Genomic DNA, 22,974 nt, shown 5'->3' on the forward strand with positions numbered 1-22,974 from the left:
TGCGTAAAAATACGTCACGTGATGCGTTTGTCAAGTAGCGGTGATAGCGGACGCGCCGTCAGATCGCGGGGCCGCGTTTGCGCCCGAAGCTCCAGTCGACCCCGCCACGCTGATTGATCCGGCCTGCAACCTCCGCCCCGAGATGACGCTCGAGATCCTGTCGCCAGGGGACGAGCTGGAAGCCCGTGCCGTCATCGATCAGCGCGAACCTGCCCGAAGCGAGTGACAGGCGCTCACGATAGATGCCGGCGACTGCATCTCCCGGCCCGGCTGTCTGCGCCCCGGTCCCGAGCCGCGCCGAGATCGCCTGCGTTGCTTCGCGCAGTTCATCATCGCGCAACCGTGCGAGCAGATTGCGCGCGAAGACAACGCGTCCGGCGTGCCGCGTTGCCAACCCTTGCTCGGCGAGCCAGTCGATGCGCCGGTCGAGCGCGGCGCCGATCTCCGCTCCGAAGCCGGTATCCGTCCGGTACTGAGGTGGTGCGAGCAGTTGGCGATCGAGCCAGGTCGCGCCGTGTGCGGTAACCTGTCGCTCGATCGGAAGGTCCGACCGCACGAGCAGGCTCGCCTGCTCGCCTCCTTTCCGATCGGTCCAGCGACTGTGCGTGACGATCGCTCCCGGCGCGGCGTCGCTGGTCCGCTCGAGTTCGGGAAAGCGCAGATAATGCGTGCGCCCGTCGGTTGCATCGACGATCGCATAGGCTTCGCCGGTGAGCTCGTCATGAAGCCCGCGCTCGATCAGCCGCCCCTCGACCATCCTGGCCTCCGCCGCCATGCCGGTTGCCGGCGACAGCACGAGCCGGTCGGGCGCGACGGCGAGATGGTGCGCTGCCATCGCCCGGTGCATCGTCTTGACGATGTCGCCGCGCTCGCCAAGCTCCCGCAGCGTCGGTTCGAACCGCCCGGATATTCTCCAGCTGGCAGGGCCCATGGGCTCGGCCAGTCCCATCCGCTCGAGCGTCTGCGCCCGGCCGATCAGAAAGACCGCGTCGCGCCCCGTGCCCTCGGTCATTTCGGGCCGCAGATCGATGACGCCGCTCTCACCTCCGAGGCGCTGGAGGCGCCGGTCGAGGCCGGTCCAGCGCTCGGCGTCGACTTCGCGCCGGAGGGCCGTCTGGATATCGCGGTCGCTGCGCGGCCCGAGCTCGATCGTCACGCGCTCCTCGGCGCGCGTGCGCAGGCCATTGCTGATATACCCGCGGTCGATCACGAGGTCGCTGCCGTCGCTGGCGACACCGCGCACCAGCATGTGCACATGCGGGCTCGCTGTATTCCAGTGATCGATCGCGACCCAGTCGAGCTGCGTGCCGAGGTCACGTGCCATGTCGCTTGCGAGCTCGCGGGTGAACGCCTTCAGGTCGCTCATCTCGGCCGCATCCTCGGGCGAAATCATGAAGCGGAAATGATGCCGGTCGTCCTCGCAGCGCTCTGCGAACGCCGCGCCATCCGCATCGTCGCTGCGCGCGCTGAACATTCGCCCGTCAGCGCCATCGCGCGTCACTCCGTCACGGGAGAGATAGGCAATGTGCCGTGAAAGCGGTGCCGAGCGGAACCGCGCGCCGCGATGGCGGACCACGCGCGCCTTGACGATCACCCGCCGCTGGAAACGCCCCGGCCGGTGCCCGATGGCTGCATGCCGGCCGCGGCCCAAGCGTCCGGTTCCGCGCGCCGAGCCGCCGATCAGACTCCGGCGCGCCCGCCCGCTGCGCCGGCCGAGTTGCTGCACCCGGCCGACGAGGCTCCTTGCCTTGCGATAGCTTCTCGCGCCCTGATCGCGGCTCCGTCCCGGCCGAACGTCGAGATCGTCTTCCGCCATGTTCAGAACAGGCCTTGCCGTCGCCTGAAGCCTTGAAATGGCGCGCGATTCCTGTGTGAGCGACGGCACCTGAGCAGCCGAGACGGCGCATATTCCCCAAACAAACCAACCACCTGCACCCCGACCGACGGCGGTGCTTTTATCTTGCCATCCCCACTTTCCTTCCTTCCGGACAAACCTCCCTTGTATGCACCCGGCCCGTCGAACGAACGAACGGACCCCGCACGCAGGGCGCTCACGGGTCGACTGCCGTTGAAACGGCGAAGAAGAGATCGTGCGCCGGCTGCGCCGGGTGCGCGAATGGATTGCCCGAGGCAACGTCGCCGTCGCCTTCCGGCTGCGCTTCGGTCGCGTCGCCGGTCGCACCAGCTTGCGCAATTTGCCGGCGCGAGGGAAGCGCTTCGGCTGCAGCGAACAGCCGACCCGACTGCAACTGCGGTGCAAGCCGCGCGACATAGAGCTGCGTTTCGCGCGGGAGCCCGCGGCGTCCCGCGCGCCATGCCTCGTAGCGCCCCGGCCCCGCATTGTAGGCCGCGAGAAAACCCGGCGCGCCGTAGCGGTCGTACATTTCGCGCAGGTACGACGTGCCTGCAAGAATGTTGTCGCGCGGATCGAACGGGTCATCACCGAGACGGTAACGTGCGCGCTGCTGCGCCCAGGTGCTGGGCATGAGCTGCATCAGCCCCATCGCTCCGGCGCGCGATACCGCGCGGACCCGTCCGGCGCTTTCGGCGCGAATGACAGCGCAAATCCAGTGCGCGGGCACGCCGAAGCGCCGCGAGGCCTCCTCCACATGCGCCGCAATCGTGATGCGCGCAGGCCGCGGTTGCTCTGTACCCGGCTGGGCATGCGCGGGGGCCAGCGCTGCAAGCGCAAGCACCCCGAACAGCGCCACGCGGCGCAAGCGGGGGCGCATCGCTCAGTCCTTCGCCTTGCGCCGCGAGGGGCGCGTCCAGGTAAGCACATGCGCGCCGCCATCGCCCGCGAAGAGGTTGCCGCGCAGCGAAAATGGCAGCGCCGGATCGTCGAGCACGAGCGCGATGAACTCGCCGGCCTTCTCGCCGACATGGGTCCAGCCCGCGCCGACCTCGTAGGCCTCGTCGCCTTCGCCCGCAAACACGCGGTAGGTTGGCGCCTTGTCGTTGTCGCCCGGGCGCTCGGCGACGATCGTCAGCGGGACGTCGAGCGTGAGCGTGCGCAGCCGCCCCTCGAAGCCTTCGGGAGTGGTGTGGAACGTGCCGATTGCAGTCATTGGTCTTCTCCTCGGTTGCGGGGTGGTGGAAGCCGAAGTGTGGGTTTGGCGAGCCAGACGCGCGCGCCATTGCCCGCCTCGTCGGTCCAGACGGGAAGCGCGCGGCCGATCACCGCGTGCCGCGCCAGCGGCCCGAAATAGCGTCCGTCGAAGCTGTCGGGCGTGCTTGCATTGAGGACAAAGATCTCATCTGCCTGCAGCGTGCGGCAGCCCGCCCAGACCGGCAGCGCGCGCCCCAGCCTGTCGTGTTCTCGCGCCAGCGCGCGCGGGACGCCGTCGATCGTGATCGCCAGACCGGCCCGGCAGACGGTCTGACCTTGAAGCGCGGCGAGTTCCTTCAGCAGCGGGACACCGGCCGGCAGATAGCCGCGCTCGGCGAGGAGCGTGCGCAGCGCGGGCGGTGGCGCGATTGCGACCCGATCGCCGATCCGCAGATCGTCAGCGCTCTCGATGCGGTAAAGCCCGGTGGGCACGCTGGCCGTTGTATTCCAGACCAGAACATGCGCGAGCGGGAGCGCCGCGCTTGCGAGCGTCGCGGCAGCGATGGCGCCGGCCATCATAGCGGTCCGCCGCCTCATGGCTGCAGCCTCCGGCGCGCCAGCCATGCGCGATGCCGGCGCTCGTCATAGGCGCGCGGCTGCATGCCGCAGGCGAGCCGGTTGCCGATATGGCGCCAGTGATCGGGCGCGATAAAGCATGGATCGTATCCGGCGGCCTCGATCGCATCGATCGCCTGCAAAACGGCGCGCACCTTTGCCCAGCCCCTGGCCGCGAGCAGCAGCTCGCCGCCCGGGTCGACCTGCGGCAGCGTCGTGAAGCCCTCGCCGCGCCCGACCGCGCGCACGATGTCCAGCGTCGAGCGGACCGTGCCGTATCCGTTCGACGCCCAGCGCACGAGCGCGAACACCTGTCCGGGCGCATAGCTCTCGATGCGGCGCCTGCGGTCGATGATCCGCGCTGTGACCGGCCTGCCGAAGCGCAGCCAGTCCTCGTGTTTGCCCTCGCGCCAGAAGAGCGTGACATGGGTCAGCGGCCCCTCGCCGGATCGTGCCTGTTGCGGCGGCGGCGAAGGCGGTCGGCCGCGCGCTGTGCACGGGCGCGGCTGCGTTAGCAGGAATCCGAAGGATTCCCTGTTAGCACTGTTAAGGGGCATGAAAGCCGATGAATTCGAGATGCTTATGGTGGATCCGGGTTCCCGATCGTCCGAGCCGCCGGTTCCCGATTGTCCGTGTTTCAGGGTTCCCGATCGTCCGAGCATCACACCGACTTCTCCACAGGGCGGCGCCCAAGACGGCGCAGCGCGAGATCGGCAAGGTCGGGTTCGACCGGCGCGAACCGCAGGACCGGGCATCCATAGTGCTGGCCGAGGGCAAGACGGTAACCGGGCAGCGCCTGACGCCCGACGATCGCGCGCAGTTCGAAGGCGAAGCGCTTGAGCGGTGAAAGTGCGCCCGACTTGCGGTGAAGATGCGCGACCTCGAAGCTCCAGCCGCCCGACTGCCGGCCGCCATGCTTGCGCACGATGCGATAAAGCCAGCGCTCGAGACCGCCGGTCAGCGCGAAGTATCCCGGGTCGATCGTCAGCACGAGCGCGTGGTCGAGCACGCCCTCGTAGAACCAGTCGGGGATGATCATCTCGATACCGAGCGCGCGCCCGTCGGCAGCGATGATCTCGCGCCATTCGTTGATCCAGGAGAAACGGTGGCGGCGCCGTGCGCCGCGCTGCCGGATCGTCGTCGCGATACTGGTCGACTGCAGGCGGTCGAGGGCTGCCCTCAGCCTCTCGTAGCTCGCCTTGCCGGTCCCGCGACGCGTAAAGGTGAGGATCTCGTGCGGCGTAGCGAAGATCAGCCGCGAAGTGGCGCGCCCTGCGTCGCGCGCTTCGACCAGTTGGCTCGCGATCCAGATCAGCACATCCGCGTCCCAGATCGTCGCCATGCCGTGTTCAAGCGTCGCTTCGACGAGAATCGAAACCTCGCCCATGCGAAAGTCGATCGGGCGCACGCGCTTCGACTTGGCGAGACTGAAGAAGGGCCAGGCCATAAGGTCCTGTGCATCGCGCACGGCAATGTTTCCGCCGCAGCCGACGAACCGCACCAGCGAGGCTTGATCGGATAAGGATGTGTCGATCCGTTTCATCGGACGGGTCAGCGCCGGACCGGAGGGGTGTAGCCATCGAGCCGCTTGGCAGGGTGCACGACACCTTTGCCCGGATCGCTGGTCGAGCGGCGCAGGCCCTGTTCGGCCCAGTCGTCGAGGTCCTCGGGCCGGTAGACGATCCGCCCGCCCAGCTTGTGGTAGACCGGCCCGGTCCCGTAGCAGCGGTGCTTCTCAAGGGTCCGCGGCGAAAGCCCCAGATGCACGGCAGCATCGGGGGTGCGCAGGAATCGGGGTCGGATAGGGTCGGGAACCGCGTCCATGGCGTAACTCCGCTAGGGCTGGATGGAAGCGGCCAGTGACCGCCTGTTACAGAGCATGGTGGCGCAGCGCCGGCGCGCGGGGGGAGTGACAATCTGCGCCAGCCGGAATTGTCGCCTTTCGACCGGCAGCGCGCGCCGTCGCTGCCTTGCAAAGGATGCGCACCCCTGGAAAGGCGGCGGCCAAGGACTGCGTGCGAGGCAAGGGATCGGGACCTGTCGATCCCGCCAGCCTTGCGCCAGTCCGACCCGGCGCCGGCCGGGCGTGCGCGCGGGGCCCGGAACGAAAAAGCCCGCGCCCGCAGGAGCGCCGCCGCATGGTGGCGCGGGATCGAGCGCGTCCGCAGCCCCGCTCCACATAACGCGCAGGCGAGAGGATCGGCGAGTTCGGGTATTGGGGGGGGCGCCCATCGGCTCCCGCCCCGGTGTGGTCTGTCAGAAGTCGCCGACCATCGCGCCGTGAACCGTCTGAACGGCACCTGCAGCGATAAAGAGCGGCAGCGCGCCGTAGTCGCTCTTGTCGAGCGCGATGGAGCCGCGCTGTCGGTCCTCGATCAGATGCCGGTCTAAGACGCTGTGCGGCGCGCGCTGCTCTGCGAGCGCACGTGCCGTAAAGTTGCTGTCCGCATGGGACTTAACAGGTGCCCGTGTCGTCATGATGTCCCCCTACGTCTGTCGCAAGGCGACAGGGGAGGGCTGATGGCCTACCGCGACGCGTGTCACTGGATCGCCCCCGAGGGGACCGCGCTAGCCGGGGGGCGGAAACGATTTTGCGCGCAAAATGGTGGGATCCGCTCGTTTCTGACGCGTGGCCGGATCGGCCCCCAGCGTCGAACGAGCGATTGCAGAGCCTCCGGTATCATTGGATCGAGGTAAGGCCTCTGTATGCGGCTCGCTCGAAAGGGCGGGGACACCGCCATTCCCGCGCGGATCTTTTGGGCGCTGAGCGGCAAACGGCAGAGACAGACGAGGAGTGGCAGCGCTTGCCGGAGAGCGACGCATGCAAGACCAGGCTCTGATGCCGGGGCCCCGTTCGTCGGCTCGAAGGCCGGGTCGGCATTGATGCAAATCGCGAGCGTCTGTAACCGCCGTCCTGGGATTCGTGGCTTTCCGGTTTGAGCGGGGCATTACCGAGATCATCAAGAAGGGGTCCTGTCCGGCCGGACAGGACCCCATCGGAAGAGATAGACGCGAGAGTTCAGTCGATCTCGGGAGCGTCGGTGTTGTCGCTATCGTCGCCCGAGCCGTTGCCGCGGGAGAGGAAGTCGACCTTGTCCGCGAGGATCTCGGTGCCGTAGCGGGTAACCCCGTCCTTGTCCTCCCACTGGGTGTAGTGGATGCGGCCCTGGACACTGACCAGCTGGCCCTTGGTGCAGTACTGACCGACGGTCTTGGCGAGGCCGTTGAAGCAGGTCACCCGGTGGAACTCGCTTTCCCTGGCGGTGTATCCGTTCTCGTCCTTGTAGGTCTTGCCGTCCTTGTCGCGCAGCGGTCGATCGGTGACGACGGTGATGCCGGTGACATTGGTGCCGCCCTTGGTCTCGCGGGTGTCGGGCTCGCGAGCGATGCGGCCGGTGAGGATTGCGATATTGGTCATGGGTGTATTCCTTCAGTTCCTCAAACCGGAGACCATCTCCGGCTTGCGAACAGCTGAAAGAAGCAGGGCATGGGAGGACTGCACCGCAGGCCTGACGGGCCGAAGGGGAACCTGTTCATGACGGGTGGTGCGGGCAGGCGCGCGAAGCGCGACCACACGGCCGGAAAGGAACGGGTTGCCGTCCTCAGCTGACCTGATTCAGGACTGTTCGCGAACAAAGCCGGATGGGTATCGGGTGCGGGTCTGAAGGCTCGCTAGACCCCAATGCAATCAGCCTGCTCCATCGTCTTCCGATGCTGCCAGCAAATCCATGAAGCCCAAGCGCCGCTTCCCGGTCTTCCTCGCTTTCGAACGCCACGTCGAGATCGGGTGCGGACCCGAACATGTGCAGGAATGACCACAGTGCGAAGCGCTTGCCCCGGTCCTCCTCTAGGCCGAGATCGACCCGGCAATGCTCGATGCCGGCTGACAACGTGTCAGGGGCAACCCCTGTGAGGTTGATGGTGGCAAAGTAGCGCTGCAGCGGATCGTCAAGTTGCATGACCGGCCCATCGTCGGGTCGGCGCCGAAGGCACATCGAGGCATCGCAGATCTAGATGATGACGGGCCCGTCAGGACCCGGGAGAAGTACCCAAGGCGCCGCGACGATCGACCACGGTGATCCGGCGCGTCTTGGCATCGATCACCAGCCGTTCGGTCACGCCATTGCCCGGAAAGGCGATGACGTAACGCGGATTGAGCGAAAGCATCTGCTCGTTGCGCTTGAAGCCGGCGCGGGCACCGAGACGACGATCGAGCGAGTAAGTCAACTGCTGGACTTCGCGGCGCTCAGCCCAGCTCGCGGCAAGTCGGTCGGCACCCTTGCCGTCGCCGCCGTGGACCAAGAAGAGATCGGGAACCACATCCCGAACCTTGTCCAGTGTCGCCCAGATATTGTCAGCATAGGCACGTGCATCCTCGGCGCTGTCGAAGCTCTGACGACCACCGGCAAAGACCACCGGAGTTCCTTCCGGGATCAGGGCACGACGCCGGTTTTCGGCGTGAGCACGTAGGAAATCGCGGGCATCAATCACAGCCGAGGTAAGGTGGCGCGAATGGCTCGTACGCGAGCCGGACACGGGCTTCCAAGAGGAACCGGTCTCGTCGCGATAGAGAGCAGCCGCTGCCTCGCGCATCTGCTCGAAGGCCAGCATGCTGGCTTCGGCAGCCTGCGCGCGCTCGACCTGCTCTTCCAGATTGCTCGAATGCACTTCGGATCCATCAGCGGATGCCAGCAGAACCCGGATCTCGTCGCTGGCCCGATCCAATTGAGCCGACTTACGGCTGGCTGCGCGGTGAAAGAGATTGACCATGCCCCAGGCAATATCCTCGGCATCAGCCTCCAAAGCAGTGTCGGAAAACATTGCGAAAAGGTCGGACCACACGGCGCCAAGCGTCTGGTCGATCGCGTCCTCGCAGGGAAAATCGGTCTCGTTGAAGGGGGCTGGCCTGATGCTGAGGCCTGAAAGGTCGAGGCCGCTCAACTGATCGATGAAGCTGTCGTACATGGTGTGTCTCCTGATCGCGGGGACAAGGAAAGGAGGCACCATTGCCTCGGCCCTGTCCGCCGGAGCCCGATCAGGGCCGGCAAAAGGGGCGTGACGCACCGCGCAGCGGGAAACCTGCGGCCCTAGGCTGGCGCGGGCAACACGGGCCGACGGGCCGCAGGTTGCGGCGCGCACTGACCGGCCCAAGGGCCTCTCCCGGCGGACAGGGACGAGGCAGGATCAGCACCCGGTGTTGCAGGTGGATCGGGAGCGCTCGAAGATCGCTTCGCCATTCGAGAACCACCCGACCAGGCGCAGTTCACCGAACAGCTCGATGAACCTATCCGAGACCTGGCCAAGCCAGTGCCGTGCTCTTGCCGTTCGCGGGTTGTAGAAATCAGCCTCCCAGTACCGGGGATCGTCGCGCTCGGCGAGCCAGATCGCGGCAAGGCCGCACCAAGTCGATATGCCGCAATCGGCGAAGGCATTGCGCAGGAGGATGCGATCTTCGCGCCCGCGCCATCCATCGAAGCGCTCGAAGGACGGAAAGGCCGCCTTCGCGGTATCGATGACCTCGTCGAGGAGGCACTCGTAGACCCAGTCGACATCGTCGTCATCGAGCAAGCGAAAGGCCACCACGGAGCCGGTCGGATAACTGACGGAACGTCCCATTTCACGGCTCCTCAGGCGGCATCAGCGAGATCGTTGTTGGCCTCGCTTTCGTTGGAATGGTGACCACCCAGTTCAAGCAGCAGGCTGGCCGCTTCCTCGGCCTTGGCCGCAGCGGTGAGGATCGCGCGCTCGTCCGATTTGAGGATCTTGAGCCAGGACGCGATGTAGCTGGCGTGATGGTCGAGGTGGGTGACCGGAAGACCCAGTTCAGCGCCGAGGATTGCCGACGAAAGTTCGGCGATCAGTTCCTCGGCGGCATAGGCGTCGCTGCCGAAGCGGTTCTTGAGATCGCGGTCGAGCCGCGAAGAATGCCCCGTCCAGTGCGACAGCTCGTGCGTGAGCGTCGCGTAGTAGTGGTCGTAGGCATCGAAGAGTTCGGCTGGTGGCATGGTGACCAGGTCGCGCAGCGGCTCGTAATAAGCCTGCGCACCGTGATGGCGCAGGTCTGCGCCGATATGAGCAAAGAAGGCATCGAGCCGGTCTTCGCGTCCTTCGGGCTCAAGTGCGGCAACCAGCGGCTTGGGATGGTAAAATGCTGGGAGGCCGTCGCACTGGTCAGCGTTGAACACGGCATAGGCCTTGAGCACGCGCCGGTTCTCGGTGTCTGCTTCGCCTTCGGCGTTCTCGACCTCCTTGGTGTAGCTCTTGTAGAAGATCGCGATGGTCGATTTCTCACCCTTGCGGACCTGTCCGCCGAGCTGCTGACACTGGCGGTACGTCATCCAGTAGGGCGAGGCGTAGCCACAGCCATCGGCCACCATCCACAACCAGAAGGTGTTCATCCCGCGATAGGGGGTTCCACAGGACCGCAAGGGTCGGGAAACCGGGAGGCCGCGCCACGGCTTGACCCAGGGCTTTGTGCCTTGCTCGAGCTTTTCGATGATGGCGGCGGTGATGCGCGCGGCAGGCGAAGTCGATGCATTGCGGCGATAATTGGTCATGGGAGTTCTCCTGGTCGCCGGGACGGACACATCCCGGTTCAGGAAAAGCAAAGCTCTCTCCCCTCTTGCTTGGTATTCGCCGCTTTGCACCTCAAATTTGTTCATAGCTGATCGCCATCTGATCGCGTGAAGACGGCCAGGCTTACGAATCTATTTCAACGACCGAGTTTTTTTTGACCAGGCCGTCGTTCCCAGACGTCATGTCGAAGGACTGCCTGGGCCGGGAACGTACACGCCACTGATCAGGATCATAAGTGGCGACTATGCACGGCCCGCAGTTTTCCCTGACGACCTGCCCCCAATGCCTGCTTTTCAGATTGTCGATCTGCGATCCTGTTTCAGAAGACGCGCTACACTATTCGCGCGATGCAGCACCTGGCCGATCGTCATGGCGAGGGGTCATCACCGTTGGCCGCGATGGCCGGGCCGCAGAAGATTCCCGCCAGGTTTCTTGAGGTGATCCTGTCGGAGCTGACCCGGGCAGGTTTTTTGAATTGCTGCGCGGGAGAGGCGGGGACCTATGGCTTGCATTTCGACCAGTCGAGAACGCTTTTGGCGATCTGATGCGGCGCATGTGCGGCAGTCTTGCACTTGTGCCTTGCGTCATAAGCTATGCCCATGAAAAGACAAAGAATCACCTCGAAGACGGCAAATACCGGACGCGCGGACTGATGATTGAGGTGCGCGGCCGCGCCGCGCAAATACTGGCTGACAACCGTCTGTCGGACCTGATCGCGCCAGTCCCGTCGTTCGCGGATAAGGAAGCTTGGCGAGCCCGAACCAGTCACTCCGGCGCGTATATCTCACCTTTCATCGGCAAGCAGAAATTCTTCGCAATAACCCTATTGTCAATCAAATCACTTGAGTTTAATTCCGTCGCTGCGGACAGGCTCCGCGCAACGAAAGGCCCGCTCATGGACCATCCAGAGAAACACAATGCCACGGGCGGCCTGCTGCCCGAGGCGCTTGCGCATGTCGGAGAGGCGCTCTCCCGGCTGCGCTACGGCGCGATCCAGCTGACCGTGCACGACGGCAAGATCATGCAAATCGACGTCACCGAGAGGAAGCGGCTGACCGACTGACGGGCAGCCAAAGCGCTCTCCCCCCTTGAACCCGATCAACAACATCACAGGACCCGCAGACCGGACCGCCGGATGCATGTCCGCTCGAACAGGCGAACATCATGCATCCGACACCCATGCGCGGCACCCTGCAGCGCGGCGCGGCTACCGCTGCGATCCTTTCTGCCGCCCTTTGCGTCCCGGCCCATGCCCAGAGCGAGGTTGCGGACACCGAAGCCTCTGCCGCCGAGGAAACCGCCGTCCATGACATCATGGTCACCGCCCGTCGCCGCTCCGAAAGCGCGCAGGACATTCCCCTTGCCGTGTCGGTGATCGACGCCCGCCAGATCGACGCGACCGGGGCGTTCAACGTTGCCCGGCTTCAGCAGCTGGCGCCGACGCTGCAATTCTATTCTTCGAACCCGCGCAACACGGCCGTGAACATCCGCGGACTCGGGGTGCCCTTCGGCCTCACCAGCGACGGGTTCGAGCAAGGCGTCGGGATCTATGTCGACGATGTCTACTATTCGCGCGTCGCCTCGGCGACCTTCGACTTCCTTGATGTCGCGCAGATCGAGGTGCTGCGCGGGCCGCAGGGCACGCTCTACGGCAACAACACCACCGCGGGCGCCATCAACATCCAGACCAACCAGCCGAGCTTCGATTTGGAGGGCCGGGCCGAGATCAGCCTCGGCAATTACGCCTTCCGGCAGGCGCGGCTGGCGGTGTCGGGCCCGCTGTCGGAGACGGTCGCGGCACGCATCGCCTTTTCGGGCACCAGCCGCGACGGCACGATCCGCAATGTCGTGACCGGCGAGGACATCCAGAGCCTCGACAACCTCGGCCTGCGCGCGCAGCTTCTTTGGGAGCCGGCGGACAGCCTGCGGGTCAAGCTGGTGGGCGATTACAACCGGCAGGACGCGGTGTGTTGCGGATCGGTGTTCGTCGGGACAGGCGCAACGCAGCGGCCGCTCAATCGCCAATATGCGGCGCTGGCGGCGGCGCAGGGCTACGCGCCGCCCTCGACCGATCCCTTCGACCGGCTGACCGACCTCGATTCCCGGCTCAACGCGGGCAATGTCATCGCCGGGCTTGCGCTCAAGGTGGAGTGGGACGTGGGGCCGGGCACGCTTACCTCGGTCACCGCCTGGCGCACCTGGGACTGGCAGCCCGAGAATGACCGCGATTTCAACGGCTTGCCGATCGTCACCCTGTCGCAGAACCCCTCGCAGCAGGACCAGTTCACGCAGGAATTCCGCTACGCCTATGAGGGCGACACGGTCGACTTCGTGATCGGTGCCTTCGCCTTCGACCAGCGCATCGACACGCAGGGCACCGAACAGCACGGCCCGGCTTCGAGCCGCTGGACGATCAATCCGGCAAACCCGCTCTCCGGCGATCCCACCGTTCTCGACGGGCTGACCGCGCGCAACACACAGGTGCTCGAGAGCACCAGCCTCGCGCTGTTCGGACAGCTGAGCTGGGCGATCACCGATGCGTTCACGCTACAGCCCGGCCTGCGCCTCAATTACGACCGCAAAAGCGGATTTTACGAGCGGCGCGTCTTTACCGGCACGGGCGCGGAGCTGTCCGGCAGCGAGACCGACGCGCGCAGTCTGGCGCAGCTTGGCGTGTTCCGCCCTCAGGTCTCTGCGCCGGAGGACAGCGACTGGAACCTCACCTACGATCTGACCGCCAGTTACGAGGTCGCGCCCGATGTGCTGGCCTACGGCACCTATGCACGCAGCTTCAAGACGATCGGGATCAACCAGAACGGCCTGCCGACCGACGCCGGCGGCCAGCCGATCGCCGCGGCGGGCACGATCCGCCCGGAAACGGTCGATCACTTCGAAGTGGGGCTCAAGAGCCAATTCTGGGATCGCCGCGTGACGCTCAACCTCGCCGCCTTCCGCACGGATATCCGTGACTATCAGGCAACGGTGAACAACGGCCAGTTCGGGGTGCTGCGCGGGTTTCTCGCCAATGCGGGCAAGGTGCGATCGCAGGGGATCGAGGCGGACTTCTCGGTGCGCCCGAGCGAGCGGTTCAGCGCCTATGCGAATGCGGCCTATACCGATGCGAAATATGTTCGCTTCACCGATGCGCCCTGCCCGCCGGAACTGGCAGGCGGCACCACCGCGGCGCCCGGTCAGGTGCCTTCGGCCCCGGGCACTCCGGGCGGAATCAGCCCGGCCAATTGCGACATTTCCGGCCAGCGCCTGCCCGGCGTATCGAAATGGGCTTTCTCGTTCGGAGCGGAGGGTAACTTCCCGACAGAATTCCTCGGCAAACCGGGCGAGATCTACCTCGGATATGACGGCAGCTACCGGTCGAACTTCTCTTCCAACGCCTCCCCGTCGGTCTACACCAACATCGATGGCTATCACCTGTCCAACTTTCGCGCCGGCTTCCGCTCGGACGACGGGCTCGACCTGTTCGTCTGGGTCAGGAATGCTTTCGATGCGGACTATTTCGAGCAGGTCTTCGTCGGCCCCGGCAACACCGGGCTGATCGCCGGGCTGCCCGGCGACCCGCGCACCTGGGGCGCGACGGCTTCCATCACCTTCTAGCCCTGCCATTTCGCAGAGAGGACATGCCTCATGCCCGACCTCATCCCGCTCTTTCTTGATCTCCTGCCCTTCTTGGCCATCGGTTTCATAGCCCAGATGATCGACGGAGCGCTGGGCATGGCCTTCGGTGTCACCACCCAGACGCTGCTGGTGAGCGCCATGGGCGTGCCCCCGGCAAGCGCTTCGGCGAGCGTCCACCTGGTTGAGATGTTCACCACCGGCGCATCCGGCATCAGCCACATGTGGCAGAAGAATGTCGACTGGGGGCTGTTCCGGCGCTTGGTGCCCTTCGGGGTGTTGGGCGGGATCGGCGGGGCCTATCTGCTCTCGAACATAGATGCCTCTTCAGCCAAGCCCTTCGTGATGCTCTATCTCACTGGTATCGGCTTCTACCTGCTGTGGCGTGCGATCCGGATGTCGCAGCCGCGGTTCGAACATCCGCGCTACACCAGTCCGCTTGCACTCGCTGGGGGCTTCCTCGATGCGGCGGGCGGCGGTGGCTGGGGGCCGGTGGTGACGAGCAACCTGCTGATCCAGGGCGGCGATCCGCGCAAGGTGATCGGGACGGTCAACACCGCCGAATTCCTGCTGACCCTGTCGATCTCATTGACCTTTCTCTTCACGCTCGGCCCGGCGGCCTTCACGAAAATCACCATCGGGCTGATCATTGGCGGTGTGATCGCTGCGCCCTTCGGGGCGCTGCTGGCGAGCCGAGTGAGGCCCCGCACACTGCTGTTAGCGGTCTCGCTCGTGCTGATCATCACCAGCGCCTTCAGCATCTGGAAGGCTTGGCCGATCATCTAGGGCCTTGAGAACCAGCATGGATGCCGCACTGATCCTCAGTTGCGCCCTAGGGAGCGTGACCAAGCTCATTGGCGCGCTGGCCTATCGCTGAACGCCTTAACTGGTTCGCGATACCCGCTAAAGCTGAAGACGAGTTGCATAAGCACGGGCAATGTTGTCGCGGGCGCTGGTCGGGCATGTTTTGCACGCCGAATGCGACCGCTTTGAGCGCCCCTTTCGGTCAGTGCAGCTTGCCTGGCGAGCACCGGAAAGCCGATTGGATCCCAGCGGACGCTTTGCCTGGACCTGGGACTTTGCAGTCGTTCCCAAAGGACCCGCCGGACGGCTAGTTTCGCCAATAGCGGACACGATCTTGGTCGGGTGCCTGCTGGCTGACACCTCAGTCTTAACAGCGAGGGCGGATTGCAGCATTATTGCGCCTTATTGCGCAGGCGCTGATGACGGCGATGTCCGATAGGCAATCATCAGCCGCACCACCGCCCATAGCGGTCCGGTGAGTGCCGCAGCGATCATGCAGGCAGCAAAATCGGGCTGATACAGCAGCAGCGTGTTGAGCGACCCGCCGAAGAACCCGGGGACGATGGCGAGCAGGAAGGCAGCCATCGCCAGCGTTGTAGCGAGCGGAAACCAGAGGCTGAATAGCCCGGGCGTCCCCTGCACCCGCTTGCGCCGCAACCTTTCGCGCCGATGCCAAGCCCAACCCATGCTCGCGACAAACAGCAGTGGCAATAACACTATCATGACATAGGTCGCCCTGGGCCAGACGCGTGAACCTTCGCCGCGATATTCCTGCCCCAACGCCAAAGCAGTGACACCGTTGAGCAAGACTCCATTGTCGGCAAAGCCGATGCCGCCATTGGCGTTGATCAGCACGATCACCGCCTTGCGTTCAGCTGGCACCAGCGTCAGCAGCGCCTCGCTGCCAGGAACGAGTCCACTATGGGCTGCGGTTCCTGCTTGCCGGTCGATAAACCAGCCCAGTCCGTAGAAGGGCGATTGCGGGCTGGCGGGGCGGACCATCTCCGCCTTACCCGCCGCGCTGATGATGTCGTCGCGGCCATTGAGCATGATCGCGGCGTAGCGCGCCAGATCATTGGCGCTGGCAAAGATGCCTCCTGCCGGGGCCGCGACCTGCCCGCCCTCGCGTTCGGTGTAAGCGCGCTTACCGCCGAACCATGGACGGTGGCCACGAGCCACCCTGTCAGGCTCTGCGCCGCGGGCAACGAAGCTGTGCTTCATCCCGATGGGCACCAAGATGCGGCGTTCGATATAGTCGGCGAAATCCTCGCCGGTCACCGCCTCGATCACCGCACCGAGCAGGTGGTAGTTGGTGTTGGAATATTCCCAGCGTTCACCGGGAGAGTAGGCGGGGGTCCACCTCGCGACCATCGCGGCATGGGTGGCGAGGGTCTCCGCATGTGCATCATTGCCCTGCACGGTTGAATAGCCGCTGGTGTGGCTCAGCAACTGGCGCAGGGTAATCGCGCCGGCTGGCCGTTCCGAAAAGGCATTGAGATAAGTGCCAACTCCCGCGTCGAGATCGAGCTTCCTTGCCTCCACCAGTTGCATCACCGCCAGCGCAGTGAAGCTCTTGGACACAGATCCGATCAGGAATGGGGTATCGGGTGTGACCGGTTCACCTGCGCCGGCGAGGGTGGTTCCGCGCCCACCGGCGGCGATCACGCCCTTGTCGATTACTGCATAGGCAAGCCCCGGCGCCCCGGATTCGGGCCAGGCGGTGGTGACGAAGTCCTCCACCGCGTCGAGGGGAACCGATGCGCTGAGGCCAATTGGCAGAAGAGCCAAAATTATCAGAAGCATCCTGTGCAATTGATATCTCCGGTTTCAATAAACGGTCGAGATACTGTGTCTTTTGCAGACCGCCTGCGCCAATCACAAGGTGCAAGCCGGAAATTCATTTGTTACCATCGAGGTCACACGGGATTTTCAGGAAGGTTTGAGACAAGCGACGGGAGGCCGAGAGACAATGTCAAATTTCAGAATTTTTACGTCAGGACTGGCACTTCTTCTGGCGCATTTTTCTTCCGCAGCCGTGGCAAACACTTCCGGCACCTACTTGCTGGATAATGTGCAGGTGCTCGATCTTGACGGGGATGCTGCCGCGGTTCGTCCCGACATGGCGATCCTCATCAAGAACGGGACAATCGCCGCAGTCATGCCCGCCGGCGAGGCGGGCTCAAAGGAGGGCGTGGCGATCATCGACGGCGCGGGCCGGATCGCCATGCCCGGTCTTGTCGACATGCACGTTCATGTCTGGGACGAGGCCTCGCTCGGCGCCTATCTCGCCGCGGGGGTGACGACCATCCGCAATGCCTCGGGCATGCCGTTCCACCTGCGCTTGGCCGACCGGATCGCGCGTGGCGCGACGCTGGGCCCGCGGCTGATCACTACCGGACCGATCCTCAACAGCCTTGGCGCCAACGCGCAGATCAACCACCACATCGTCACCACGGCGGACGAAGCGCGCGCCGCGGTGCGGCAGCACCATGCTGCCGGTTATCGCCGGCTCAAGGTCTATTCCAACCTCACCCGCGAGGCCTACGAGGCGATCCGCGACGAAGCCAAGCTGCTCGGCATGACGATCATGGGCCACACCCCCGAAGGCTTGCGCGCGCCGGGGGTGCCTTACGACAAGCCTTTCGCGATTGCATTCGAGGAACTGCTCGACGACGGCTTTGTGACGATCGAGCACACCGAATCCGTCGTTTGGCACGGCCTGCGCGATGCGCATGACGAAGACGCTGGACGGGAACTGGCACGGCGCATTGCGGCTGCGGGGGTGGCGGTCGATCCCACGCTGCTGGCCTTCTACAATCTGCTGCAGGTAGCCGAGACGGATGGAGCCTATCTCCACCGGCCCGGCACCGAGCGGATCAATCCATTGCTGGTGGCGCAATCGCAGGCCGAATATGATCGCTGGACGGCTGAGGACCCGACGCGCCACCGCGAGGCTTTTGCCTTCTACCAGCGCATGACGAAGATGCTCTTCGAGGAAGGTGTGATGCTGGTGGCAGGCAGCGATGCAGGTATCTTCACCAACGTGCCAGGCACGTCACTGATCGAGGAGCTGGAATTGCTGGAGGGGGCAGGGCTCAGCCGAGCAGACGTTCTGCGGGCCGCGACCCGGAATGCCGCAATAGCCTTGGGAGAGGGCAATCTTTTCGGCCGTATCGCGCCGGGTCTGCGCGCCGATCTGATCCTGCTTGAACGCGATCCGGGGGCCGACCTGTCCGCGCTTAGAGCGATCTCCGTTGTAATCGCCGGTGGTCGCTACCTGGACCGCAGGCAGCTCGATACGTTGCTCGCGCAGGCTGCGGATCACGATGTCGCCCGCACGCAGCGCCATCTCGTCGAAGCGCTCGAGGCACAAGGCATCGATGTTGCCGCACTTGGGCTGTGACTGCCCAACAAGCGTGCAGTGCCATTGCATGTTGCAGCCTTGCGTCAGATTTCCGCCCAGTTGCAGGGATCATCGGGATGTAGCTGTGATCACGAAAGCCGCATGTCTGCTCTCGGCAAAAGCGGAAGTTGAGTTTGATCATCGTGAATGACTTAAACTGGGTCGTAAGCCGACAATATGAATTCAGGCGAACTGCTCGCGATACAGCCCACAAATCGAAACATTCGTTCCAGCAAATCGGCACTGTCCGATGTTCAATAGACCAGTCGGTCACTCCTTCATCGTGGCATCAAGATCGCCAAGCTGCTAGCGAGGCTGGCCGAGGCAATGTTTCGATCCGGTCAGCGAGAAAACGCAATGCAAACGCTTGGATTTTTTGCGCATCGCGATCAACGATTGTGGTCGTTCCTCTGCGCTTTACTCCTGCTCGGCTATGTTGTGGTTTTCGTATCCGATGGACTGGATCTCTCCGGGGCGACGGTGATTAATGCCTTGGGCAGTGCCGGGGCTCTTTGGATGCTTGGGTTGCTGGCTCGCCCGGTTTTCGTCCGTCTGTTTGCCATTGCGCGCACGCCATCGCGACTCATGTCGCTGGTCGTGGCGGGGTTGGTATTTGCGGTTCTGTGGTATGTCGTCGTCGCATCGTTCCTCGGATGGGCCAATGCCGGATTTCGCAGCGGCGGAAGCATCCCGGATTTCAGCGGGCCGGCGTTTCGCTGGCAGCTGCTGCAAGGTTTCCTCGCCGCTGCAGTGCTGTTCGCCCTCGTCGATGCGACCTTGATGTCCGAGCAAAAGGTTGCGACTGACAATGCCGACGCCCGTCCGGAGAAAGATGGTCCACGTCATCTTCTCATACGCGATGGCGACGAGATCATCCGGATAGCGGTCGACGAGATCGTCTCGCTCAATGCCGGAGACGAGCAGGTCGCGGTGAGCACCGGAGCGCGGAAACTGACGGTGCGCCGCAGCCTCAACGAGCTGGAAGAGCAACTTCCCGACCACTTCCTCCGGATCCATCGCTCCGCGATCGTCAACCTGAACGCGATCGAGCGGCTGGAGCCAGCGGGGAGCGGACGGTTGAGTGTGCACCTGTCCGACGGCACTTCGCCTGTTGCCAGCCGCAGCGGCGCGCGGTTGCTGCGCCAGCGCGCAATCTAGCGCTCCAACTGCCCTCAAATTTCGACCATTGGCGGACGCGGTCTGTCCATTCGCGGAATTTCGCACGGTGAGGCTGCTGATTCGCTTAACAAAATCGCATGAAAGCGATCCGACTGTCATTTCCCCGCCTGACCGCCCTGCTGGCGACAGCGCTCTGCACGGCCCAACCCGCGGCTGCCCAAGCAGGAGACGCTCCTGCTGTCGTACCGTGGGGTGAGCTGGCTCCGGTCGCCGCAGGTAAGCCGCGACCCCTGCGCGTGCCGCGGCGCAATCCGGAGGCTGGCGCTAGCGCCTACACCAATGCCTGGTGGTGGGAAGAGGGGCCCGATGGCCCGCGGTTTGTCCACGGAACCCGCTATGCGAAAGACGGCGTGTTTGTCTCGGTACGGCCCGAGGGGGACCTTCGCACGGTCGAACTTGAGGGCCGCTGGATCATCCCGCCGCTGGCGGAAGGCCATAACCACTTCCTTGAGGGCCCCTGGGCGCTCGGCCACATGAACGAGCTGCTGTCGCAAGGGGTGTTCTACTACAAGAACCCGTCGTCGGTCGGTCCGGTGGTGCGAGCCCACGCGGCACTGTTCAACCGGCCCGACGCGATCGACGCGGTCTGGTCGCATGGCTCGCTGACCAGCGCGGGCAGCCATCCGACGCAGCTTTATGCCCGGCTGAGCGGGATATCTGGCCTTGCGCCCGATGCTCTGGACGGGAAGGCCTATTTCCTCGTCCCCGATGTCGCTGCGCTCGAGCGCCGATGGCCCGAGATTCTGGAAGGAGCTCCGGACTTCATCAAGCTGATCTTCGATGATGCGAATGGCGAGCTTGGTGACAAGCCGCACGGCACGCCGCCCGAAGTCGCTGCGCGCGCGGTGGCTCTTGCGCATGCTGCCGGACTGCATGTCACGGCCCATGTCGTGACTGCGGCGGACATGCGGGTGGCCCTCGACGCCGGTGTCGACGAGATCACGCATCTGCCCGGCTGGAGCTGGGGCAATTACGGCGAGCGGTACTTCACCATTGACCCGGAACTGGCAGCCGATCTTGCCGACAGGAATGTGGCGGTCGTTGCTACCGCCAGCATCGCTGCGGAGACCGACGGTCGCTGGCGGCAGGCGGGATGGACGCCCACAGCACTTCAGGCGCTGCAGGCCCGCAATTTGCGGACGCTGCGCGCGGCAGGGGTGCGCATCGCGATGGGGTCCGACCAGCTGCGCCCGATCCGTGACGAGGTGGATTATCTTCGCCGGCTCGGAGTGCAGAGCGACGCCGACTGGCTTATGGCATGGATTCGCACGGGTCCCGAAACGGTCTTCCCGCAGCGCGCAATCGGGCGGCTGCTGCCGGGCTACGAGGCGAATTTCCTTGCGCTGGCCTGCGATCCGCTGGCGGATTTCGCCTGCATCGAACGCATTCTTCATCGCGAGAAGCAGGGTCAGGAACTGATCGTGGAGGACGCGCCATGATCCGCCAGCTGAAAGACGCACTCGTCGTTCTGTACTGCATGCTGCTGTGCGCCTGCGTCACGCCAATCGAGGCGGGTGGCCCGGTCACGCACTTCCGCAGCGGTTTGTGGTGGGACGGTTCGCGATTTGTAGCCGGCGACCGGTTCGTTCGCGATGGCCGGTTCGTGGGGGTAGACCGGGCAACGCGCACAATCGATCTCGAAGGGGCTTTTGTCGTTCCTCCGCTTGCCGACGGCCACGCCCACGGCTTCGACACGCCTGAACTGGCTCGCTCGGACGCGGCCGAATGGCTGCGCGACGGGATCTTCACGGTGCTGTCGCTGGGCGGGCCGGTTGCTGAATTGCAGACGGCGCGTGGAGCGCTGGAGGGCGGCGCGCCAACCGTGCTGTTTGCCGGAGCCATGGTTACCTCGCCCGGCGGGCATCCGATTCCCTATTACGAAGCACTCGCTATGGGGTTGAACTGGTGGCGCGCTACGCAGGCGGAGCGCGAGCGTATCCGGGGCAGCCGGCTGCTTGAAGGAAATGTCTATTTCGCGCTCGGATCAATCGCCGATGCCCGAGCCAGATGGGCCGAAATTCGCGGGACCAATCCCGATCTCATCAAGATCATCCTCGACGGAGATAACGGGCTCGCGACAGAGGTCGCGATCGAAGTGGCGCGTCTGGCACATGCCGACGGGTTGAAGATGGTTGCGCATGTCCAGACCGCGGCAGACGTTGAAACCGCCCTGATGGCTGGAGCCGATCTGCTGGCCCATGCCCCCGATTACGATCGCATCGCTGATCCGCTTCCGCCGCAGCTACTGGCCAAGATCGCCGCGCGCGGGATTCCAGTGGTGCCCACCTTCGCGCGCGAGATGGCGATGGAGCGCTGGGCACCGCCGTCCTCGCGACGCAACGAAAAGCAGATCGCTGCATTGCAAGCCTCGCATCGGGCGAGGTTGCAGGCGATGCATGCAGCCGGGATCGCGCTCGTTCCGGGTGCCGACCTCAACGGGCTCACCGCGCTCGACGAGTTGGCCTATTGGCAAGGAATCGGGGCTTTCGACGGATCGACACTGCTGGCGCTGGCCACTTCGGGCACGCTTGAAATTTGGGCCGGGCTCGACAAGCCCTGCGGGCTCTCGGTCGGCTGTCCGGCCGACTTCGTGGTCATTCGGAAAAATCCCGCAGAAGACATCGCAGTATTCCAACAATGGAGCGACATATACAAATCAGGCATCCCGGTGAACCTGGGAATACTGGGAGGTGATCCGAGCGCAACCGGAAAGGAATAGACGTCGCAGCCGCCCCAAATTGCGATTGTTGTTTACCCGGACCGGTTGTTGCCGGTCCACCTGTCGCCCCGATCACTCTTCAAATTAGGAGTATGCGAATGAACTATTGGCCGTTCGTTATCGGTGCTTTCGGAATAGGAGCCATTGCGGCAGTGATCGTAGCGGCGCGATCGTCGAAGGAAAAGCGCGGCCAGTTGATGTTGCTCGGTGCATCACTTCTTTTGCTGACGACGATGTTGCTGCTACTGCACGGAACCTTCGGGTGAGAAATCATTCGCCCAATGCCAATGAGCACGTTTTGGGCTTGGGCTTTCGGCTTTCCTATCTCAGCAACCGCTCGATCCAGCGCTACCGCTACCGGGCCCGGCTGGCTTTGCGCATCCTGCTAACCAGCACGGTGCTTTCTCAGTCGTTTTCTTCGTCGGGCTGAAACTCGATCTCGGCTGGTTCGCACTCCCCGCGCTTGTGATCGCAATGATCTCGGGCCCGGCAGCACTGTTTGCGACCTCTCCCATCATCCAGTCGAACATCGCGAAAAATGCGGGCGACGCCGCCACGATCGCTTTTGCTCTCAATGGTTCGATGTTGTACCTCGGCGAAGGGATCGGCGTCCTGCTTAGCGGTATCGGCATCGCTCAGGTCGGCCTGGCCGCAGTGGGCATTCTGGGTGCATGTGTCGGTCTGCTAGGTTTGCTGCTGACAGGCAAGTTGGCGCGGGAAGAGGCGTCATGCTGAGAGGCCGAATTCCGACTTTTGTTATAGTTCTCAATCAAGGCGCTGCCAGCAGCTGTCTGTTCTCGAGCAACAAAAGTTGAGGGTCGAATGTCTTCGATGCTAGCGCAAGGATGACCCTGAGAGGCCTTCATGCAAGTGGCGGAATTGTATCCACCTTAGGTCATGAGCGGCGGTCGAGGCCTGATTCCGGAAGCCGCCCGGCGGCTTCTGGCGGAAGCAGACTTTCATTCCTCTGATCGGGAGTGACTGGTTCTGGGTGGGCAG

At 64.3% G+C, this 22,974-nt stretch carries 23 protein-coding genes and 1 pseudogene; 10 read left to right on the forward strand and 14 right to left on the reverse strand.

The window, feature by feature from the left end; translation table 11 throughout:
- Positions 1–58: 58 nt before the first annotated feature.
- The 13 genes and pseudogenes from E2E27_RS05775 to E2E27_RS05835 form a co-directional block, all read right to left on the reverse strand.
- Complete coding sequence (locus E2E27_RS05775) at positions 59–1,816, reverse strand: relaxase/mobilization nuclease domain-containing protein (RefSeq protein ID WP_141458069.1); 1,758 nt, start codon at positions 1,814–1,816, stop codon at positions 59–61.
- Positions 1,817–2,051: 235 nt separating this feature from the next.
- Positions 2,052–2,711 (reverse strand): lytic transglycosylase domain-containing protein, encoded by a 660-nt coding sequence (locus tag E2E27_RS05780; protein ID WP_502705534.1) that lies wholly within the window; start codon positions 2,709–2,711, stop codon positions 2,052–2,054.
- Positions 2,712–2,735: 24 nt separating this feature from the next.
- Positions 2,736–3,068, reverse strand: a complete 333-nt coding sequence (locus tag E2E27_RS05785; RefSeq protein ID WP_141458071.1) for a DUF736 domain-containing protein — start codon at positions 3,066–3,068, stop codon at positions 2,736–2,738.
- Positions 3,065–3,628: a S26 family signal peptidase gene (locus E2E27_RS05790; protein WP_234036205.1), complete on the reverse strand. Its 564-nt coding sequence runs from the start codon at positions 3,626–3,628 to the stop codon at positions 3,065–3,067. Before E2E27_RS05790 ends, E2E27_RS05785 begins: the two co-directional genes overlap by 4 nt.
- 14 nt (positions 3,629–3,642) lie before the next feature.
- Positions 3,643–4,326, reverse strand: coding sequence for a DUF2840 domain-containing protein (locus tag E2E27_RS05795; RefSeq protein WP_234036295.1), 684 nt, complete (start codon positions 4,324–4,326; stop codon positions 3,643–3,645).
- Positions 4,326–5,111 (reverse strand): replication initiator protein A, encoded by a 786-nt coding sequence (locus tag E2E27_RS05800; protein ID WP_234036296.1) that lies wholly within the window; start codon positions 5,109–5,111, stop codon positions 4,326–4,328. Before E2E27_RS05800 ends, E2E27_RS05795 begins: the two co-directional genes overlap by 1 nt.
- Before the next feature lie 104 nt (positions 5,112–5,215).
- A complete protein-coding gene (locus tag E2E27_RS05805) occupies positions 5,216–5,488 on the reverse strand; it encodes a helix-turn-helix transcriptional regulator (RefSeq protein ID WP_141458073.1) in 273 nt (90 codons plus the stop codon).
- 432 nt (positions 5,489–5,920) lie between these two features.
- Positions 5,921–6,142 carry a hypothetical protein gene (locus E2E27_RS05810; protein ID WP_141458074.1) on the reverse strand — a complete coding sequence of 74 codons (222 nt, stop codon included), beginning with the start codon at positions 6,140–6,142 and terminating at the stop codon, positions 5,921–5,923.
- Between the two features lie 541 nt (positions 6,143–6,683).
- Positions 6,684–7,082: a single-stranded DNA-binding protein gene (locus E2E27_RS05815; protein WP_141458075.1), complete on the reverse strand. Its 399-nt coding sequence runs from the start codon at positions 7,080–7,082 to the stop codon at positions 6,684–6,686.
- Positions 7,083–7,352: 270 nt separating this feature from the next.
- Positions 7,353–7,623 (reverse strand): annotated as a pseudogene (locus E2E27_RS05820) (hypothetical protein).
- A 70-nt stretch (positions 7,624–7,693) separates the two neighbouring features.
- Positions 7,694–8,629, reverse strand: coding sequence for a DUF2493 domain-containing protein (locus E2E27_RS05825; protein WP_141458076.1), 936 nt, complete (start codon positions 8,627–8,629; stop codon positions 7,694–7,696).
- A gap of 219 nt (positions 8,630–8,848) precedes the next feature.
- The gene (locus E2E27_RS05830; protein ID WP_141458077.1) at positions 8,849–9,280 is read right to left on the reverse strand and encodes a hypothetical protein; all 432 of its coding nucleotides are present in this window, start codon (positions 9,278–9,280) and stop codon (positions 8,849–8,851) included.
- Between the two features lie 11 nt (positions 9,281–9,291).
- Positions 9,292–10,221: an ArdC family protein gene (locus E2E27_RS05835; RefSeq protein WP_141458078.1), complete on the reverse strand. Its 930-nt coding sequence runs from the start codon at positions 10,219–10,221 to the stop codon at positions 9,292–9,294.
- A gap of 366 nt (positions 10,222–10,587) precedes the next feature.
- On the opposite strand from E2E27_RS05835, the gene E2E27_RS19005 reads away from it, so the two are divergent.
- From E2E27_RS19005 to E2E27_RS05855, 4 genes are all read left to right on the forward strand, one after another.
- On the forward strand, positions 10,588–10,785 hold the full coding sequence (locus E2E27_RS19005) for a hypothetical protein (RefSeq protein ID WP_234036206.1): 198 nt from the start codon (positions 10,588–10,590) through the stop codon (positions 10,783–10,785).
- Entirely contained in the window at positions 10,785–11,303 is a 519-nt protein-coding gene (locus E2E27_RS19010) for a YezD family protein (protein WP_234036207.1), read from the forward strand. Before E2E27_RS19005 ends, E2E27_RS19010 begins: the two co-directional genes overlap by 1 nt.
- 101 nt (positions 11,304–11,404) lie before the next feature.
- Positions 11,405–13,852 (forward strand): TonB-dependent receptor, encoded by a 2,448-nt coding sequence (locus tag E2E27_RS05850; RefSeq protein WP_141458079.1) that lies wholly within the window; start codon positions 11,405–11,407, stop codon positions 13,850–13,852.
- Positions 13,853–13,882: 30 nt separating this feature from the next.
- Positions 13,883–14,656 carry a sulfite exporter TauE/SafE family protein gene (locus E2E27_RS05855; protein ID WP_141458080.1) on the forward strand — a complete coding sequence of 258 codons (774 nt, stop codon included), beginning with the start codon at positions 13,883–13,885 and terminating at the stop codon, positions 14,654–14,656.
- A gap of 420 nt (positions 14,657–15,076) precedes the next feature.
- Here the strand turns inward: E2E27_RS05855 and E2E27_RS05860 are convergent, their stop codons facing one another.
- Positions 15,077–16,462, reverse strand: a complete 1,386-nt coding sequence (locus tag E2E27_RS05860) for a serine hydrolase domain-containing protein (RefSeq protein WP_199799091.1) — start codon at positions 16,460–16,462, stop codon at positions 15,077–15,079.
- A 247-nt stretch (positions 16,463–16,709) separates the two neighbouring features.
- Here E2E27_RS05860 and E2E27_RS05865 point away from each other — a divergent pair, with 247 nt between their 5' ends.
- From E2E27_RS05865 to E2E27_RS05880, 6 genes are all read left to right on the forward strand, one after another.
- Positions 16,710–18,077, forward strand: a complete 1,368-nt coding sequence (locus E2E27_RS05865; protein WP_181443582.1) for an amidohydrolase family protein — start codon at positions 16,710–16,712, stop codon at positions 18,075–18,077.
- A 357-nt stretch (positions 18,078–18,434) separates the two neighbouring features.
- A complete protein-coding gene (locus E2E27_RS05870; RefSeq protein ID WP_181443583.1) occupies positions 18,435–19,235 on the forward strand; it encodes a LytR/AlgR family response regulator transcription factor in 801 nt (266 codons plus the stop codon).
- Positions 19,236–19,333: 98 nt separating this feature from the next.
- Complete coding sequence (locus tag E2E27_RS18655; RefSeq protein WP_181443584.1) at positions 19,334–20,695, forward strand: amidohydrolase family protein; 1,362 nt, start codon at positions 19,334–19,336, stop codon at positions 20,693–20,695.
- Positions 20,692–21,975 (forward strand): amidohydrolase family protein, encoded by a 1,284-nt coding sequence (locus tag E2E27_RS05875; RefSeq protein ID WP_181443585.1) that lies wholly within the window; start codon positions 20,692–20,694, stop codon positions 21,973–21,975. The genes E2E27_RS18655 and E2E27_RS05875 overlap by 4 nt, the downstream gene beginning before the upstream one ends.
- Before the next feature lie 98 nt (positions 21,976–22,073).
- On the forward strand, positions 22,074–22,241 hold the full coding sequence (locus tag E2E27_RS18660) for a hypothetical protein (RefSeq protein ID WP_181443586.1): 168 nt from the start codon (positions 22,074–22,076) through the stop codon (positions 22,239–22,241).
- 199 nt (positions 22,242–22,440) lie between these two features.
- A complete protein-coding gene (locus E2E27_RS05880) occupies positions 22,441–22,710 on the forward strand; it encodes a hypothetical protein (protein ID WP_141458085.1) in 270 nt (89 codons plus the stop codon).
- The last annotated feature ends 264 nt before the right edge of the window (positions 22,711–22,974 follow it).

The sequence above is a fragment of the Porphyrobacter sp. YT40 genome, from assembly GCF_006542605.1.
In the GTDB taxonomy this organism is placed as follows: Bacteria; Pseudomonadota; Alphaproteobacteria; order Sphingomonadales; family Sphingomonadaceae; genus Erythrobacter.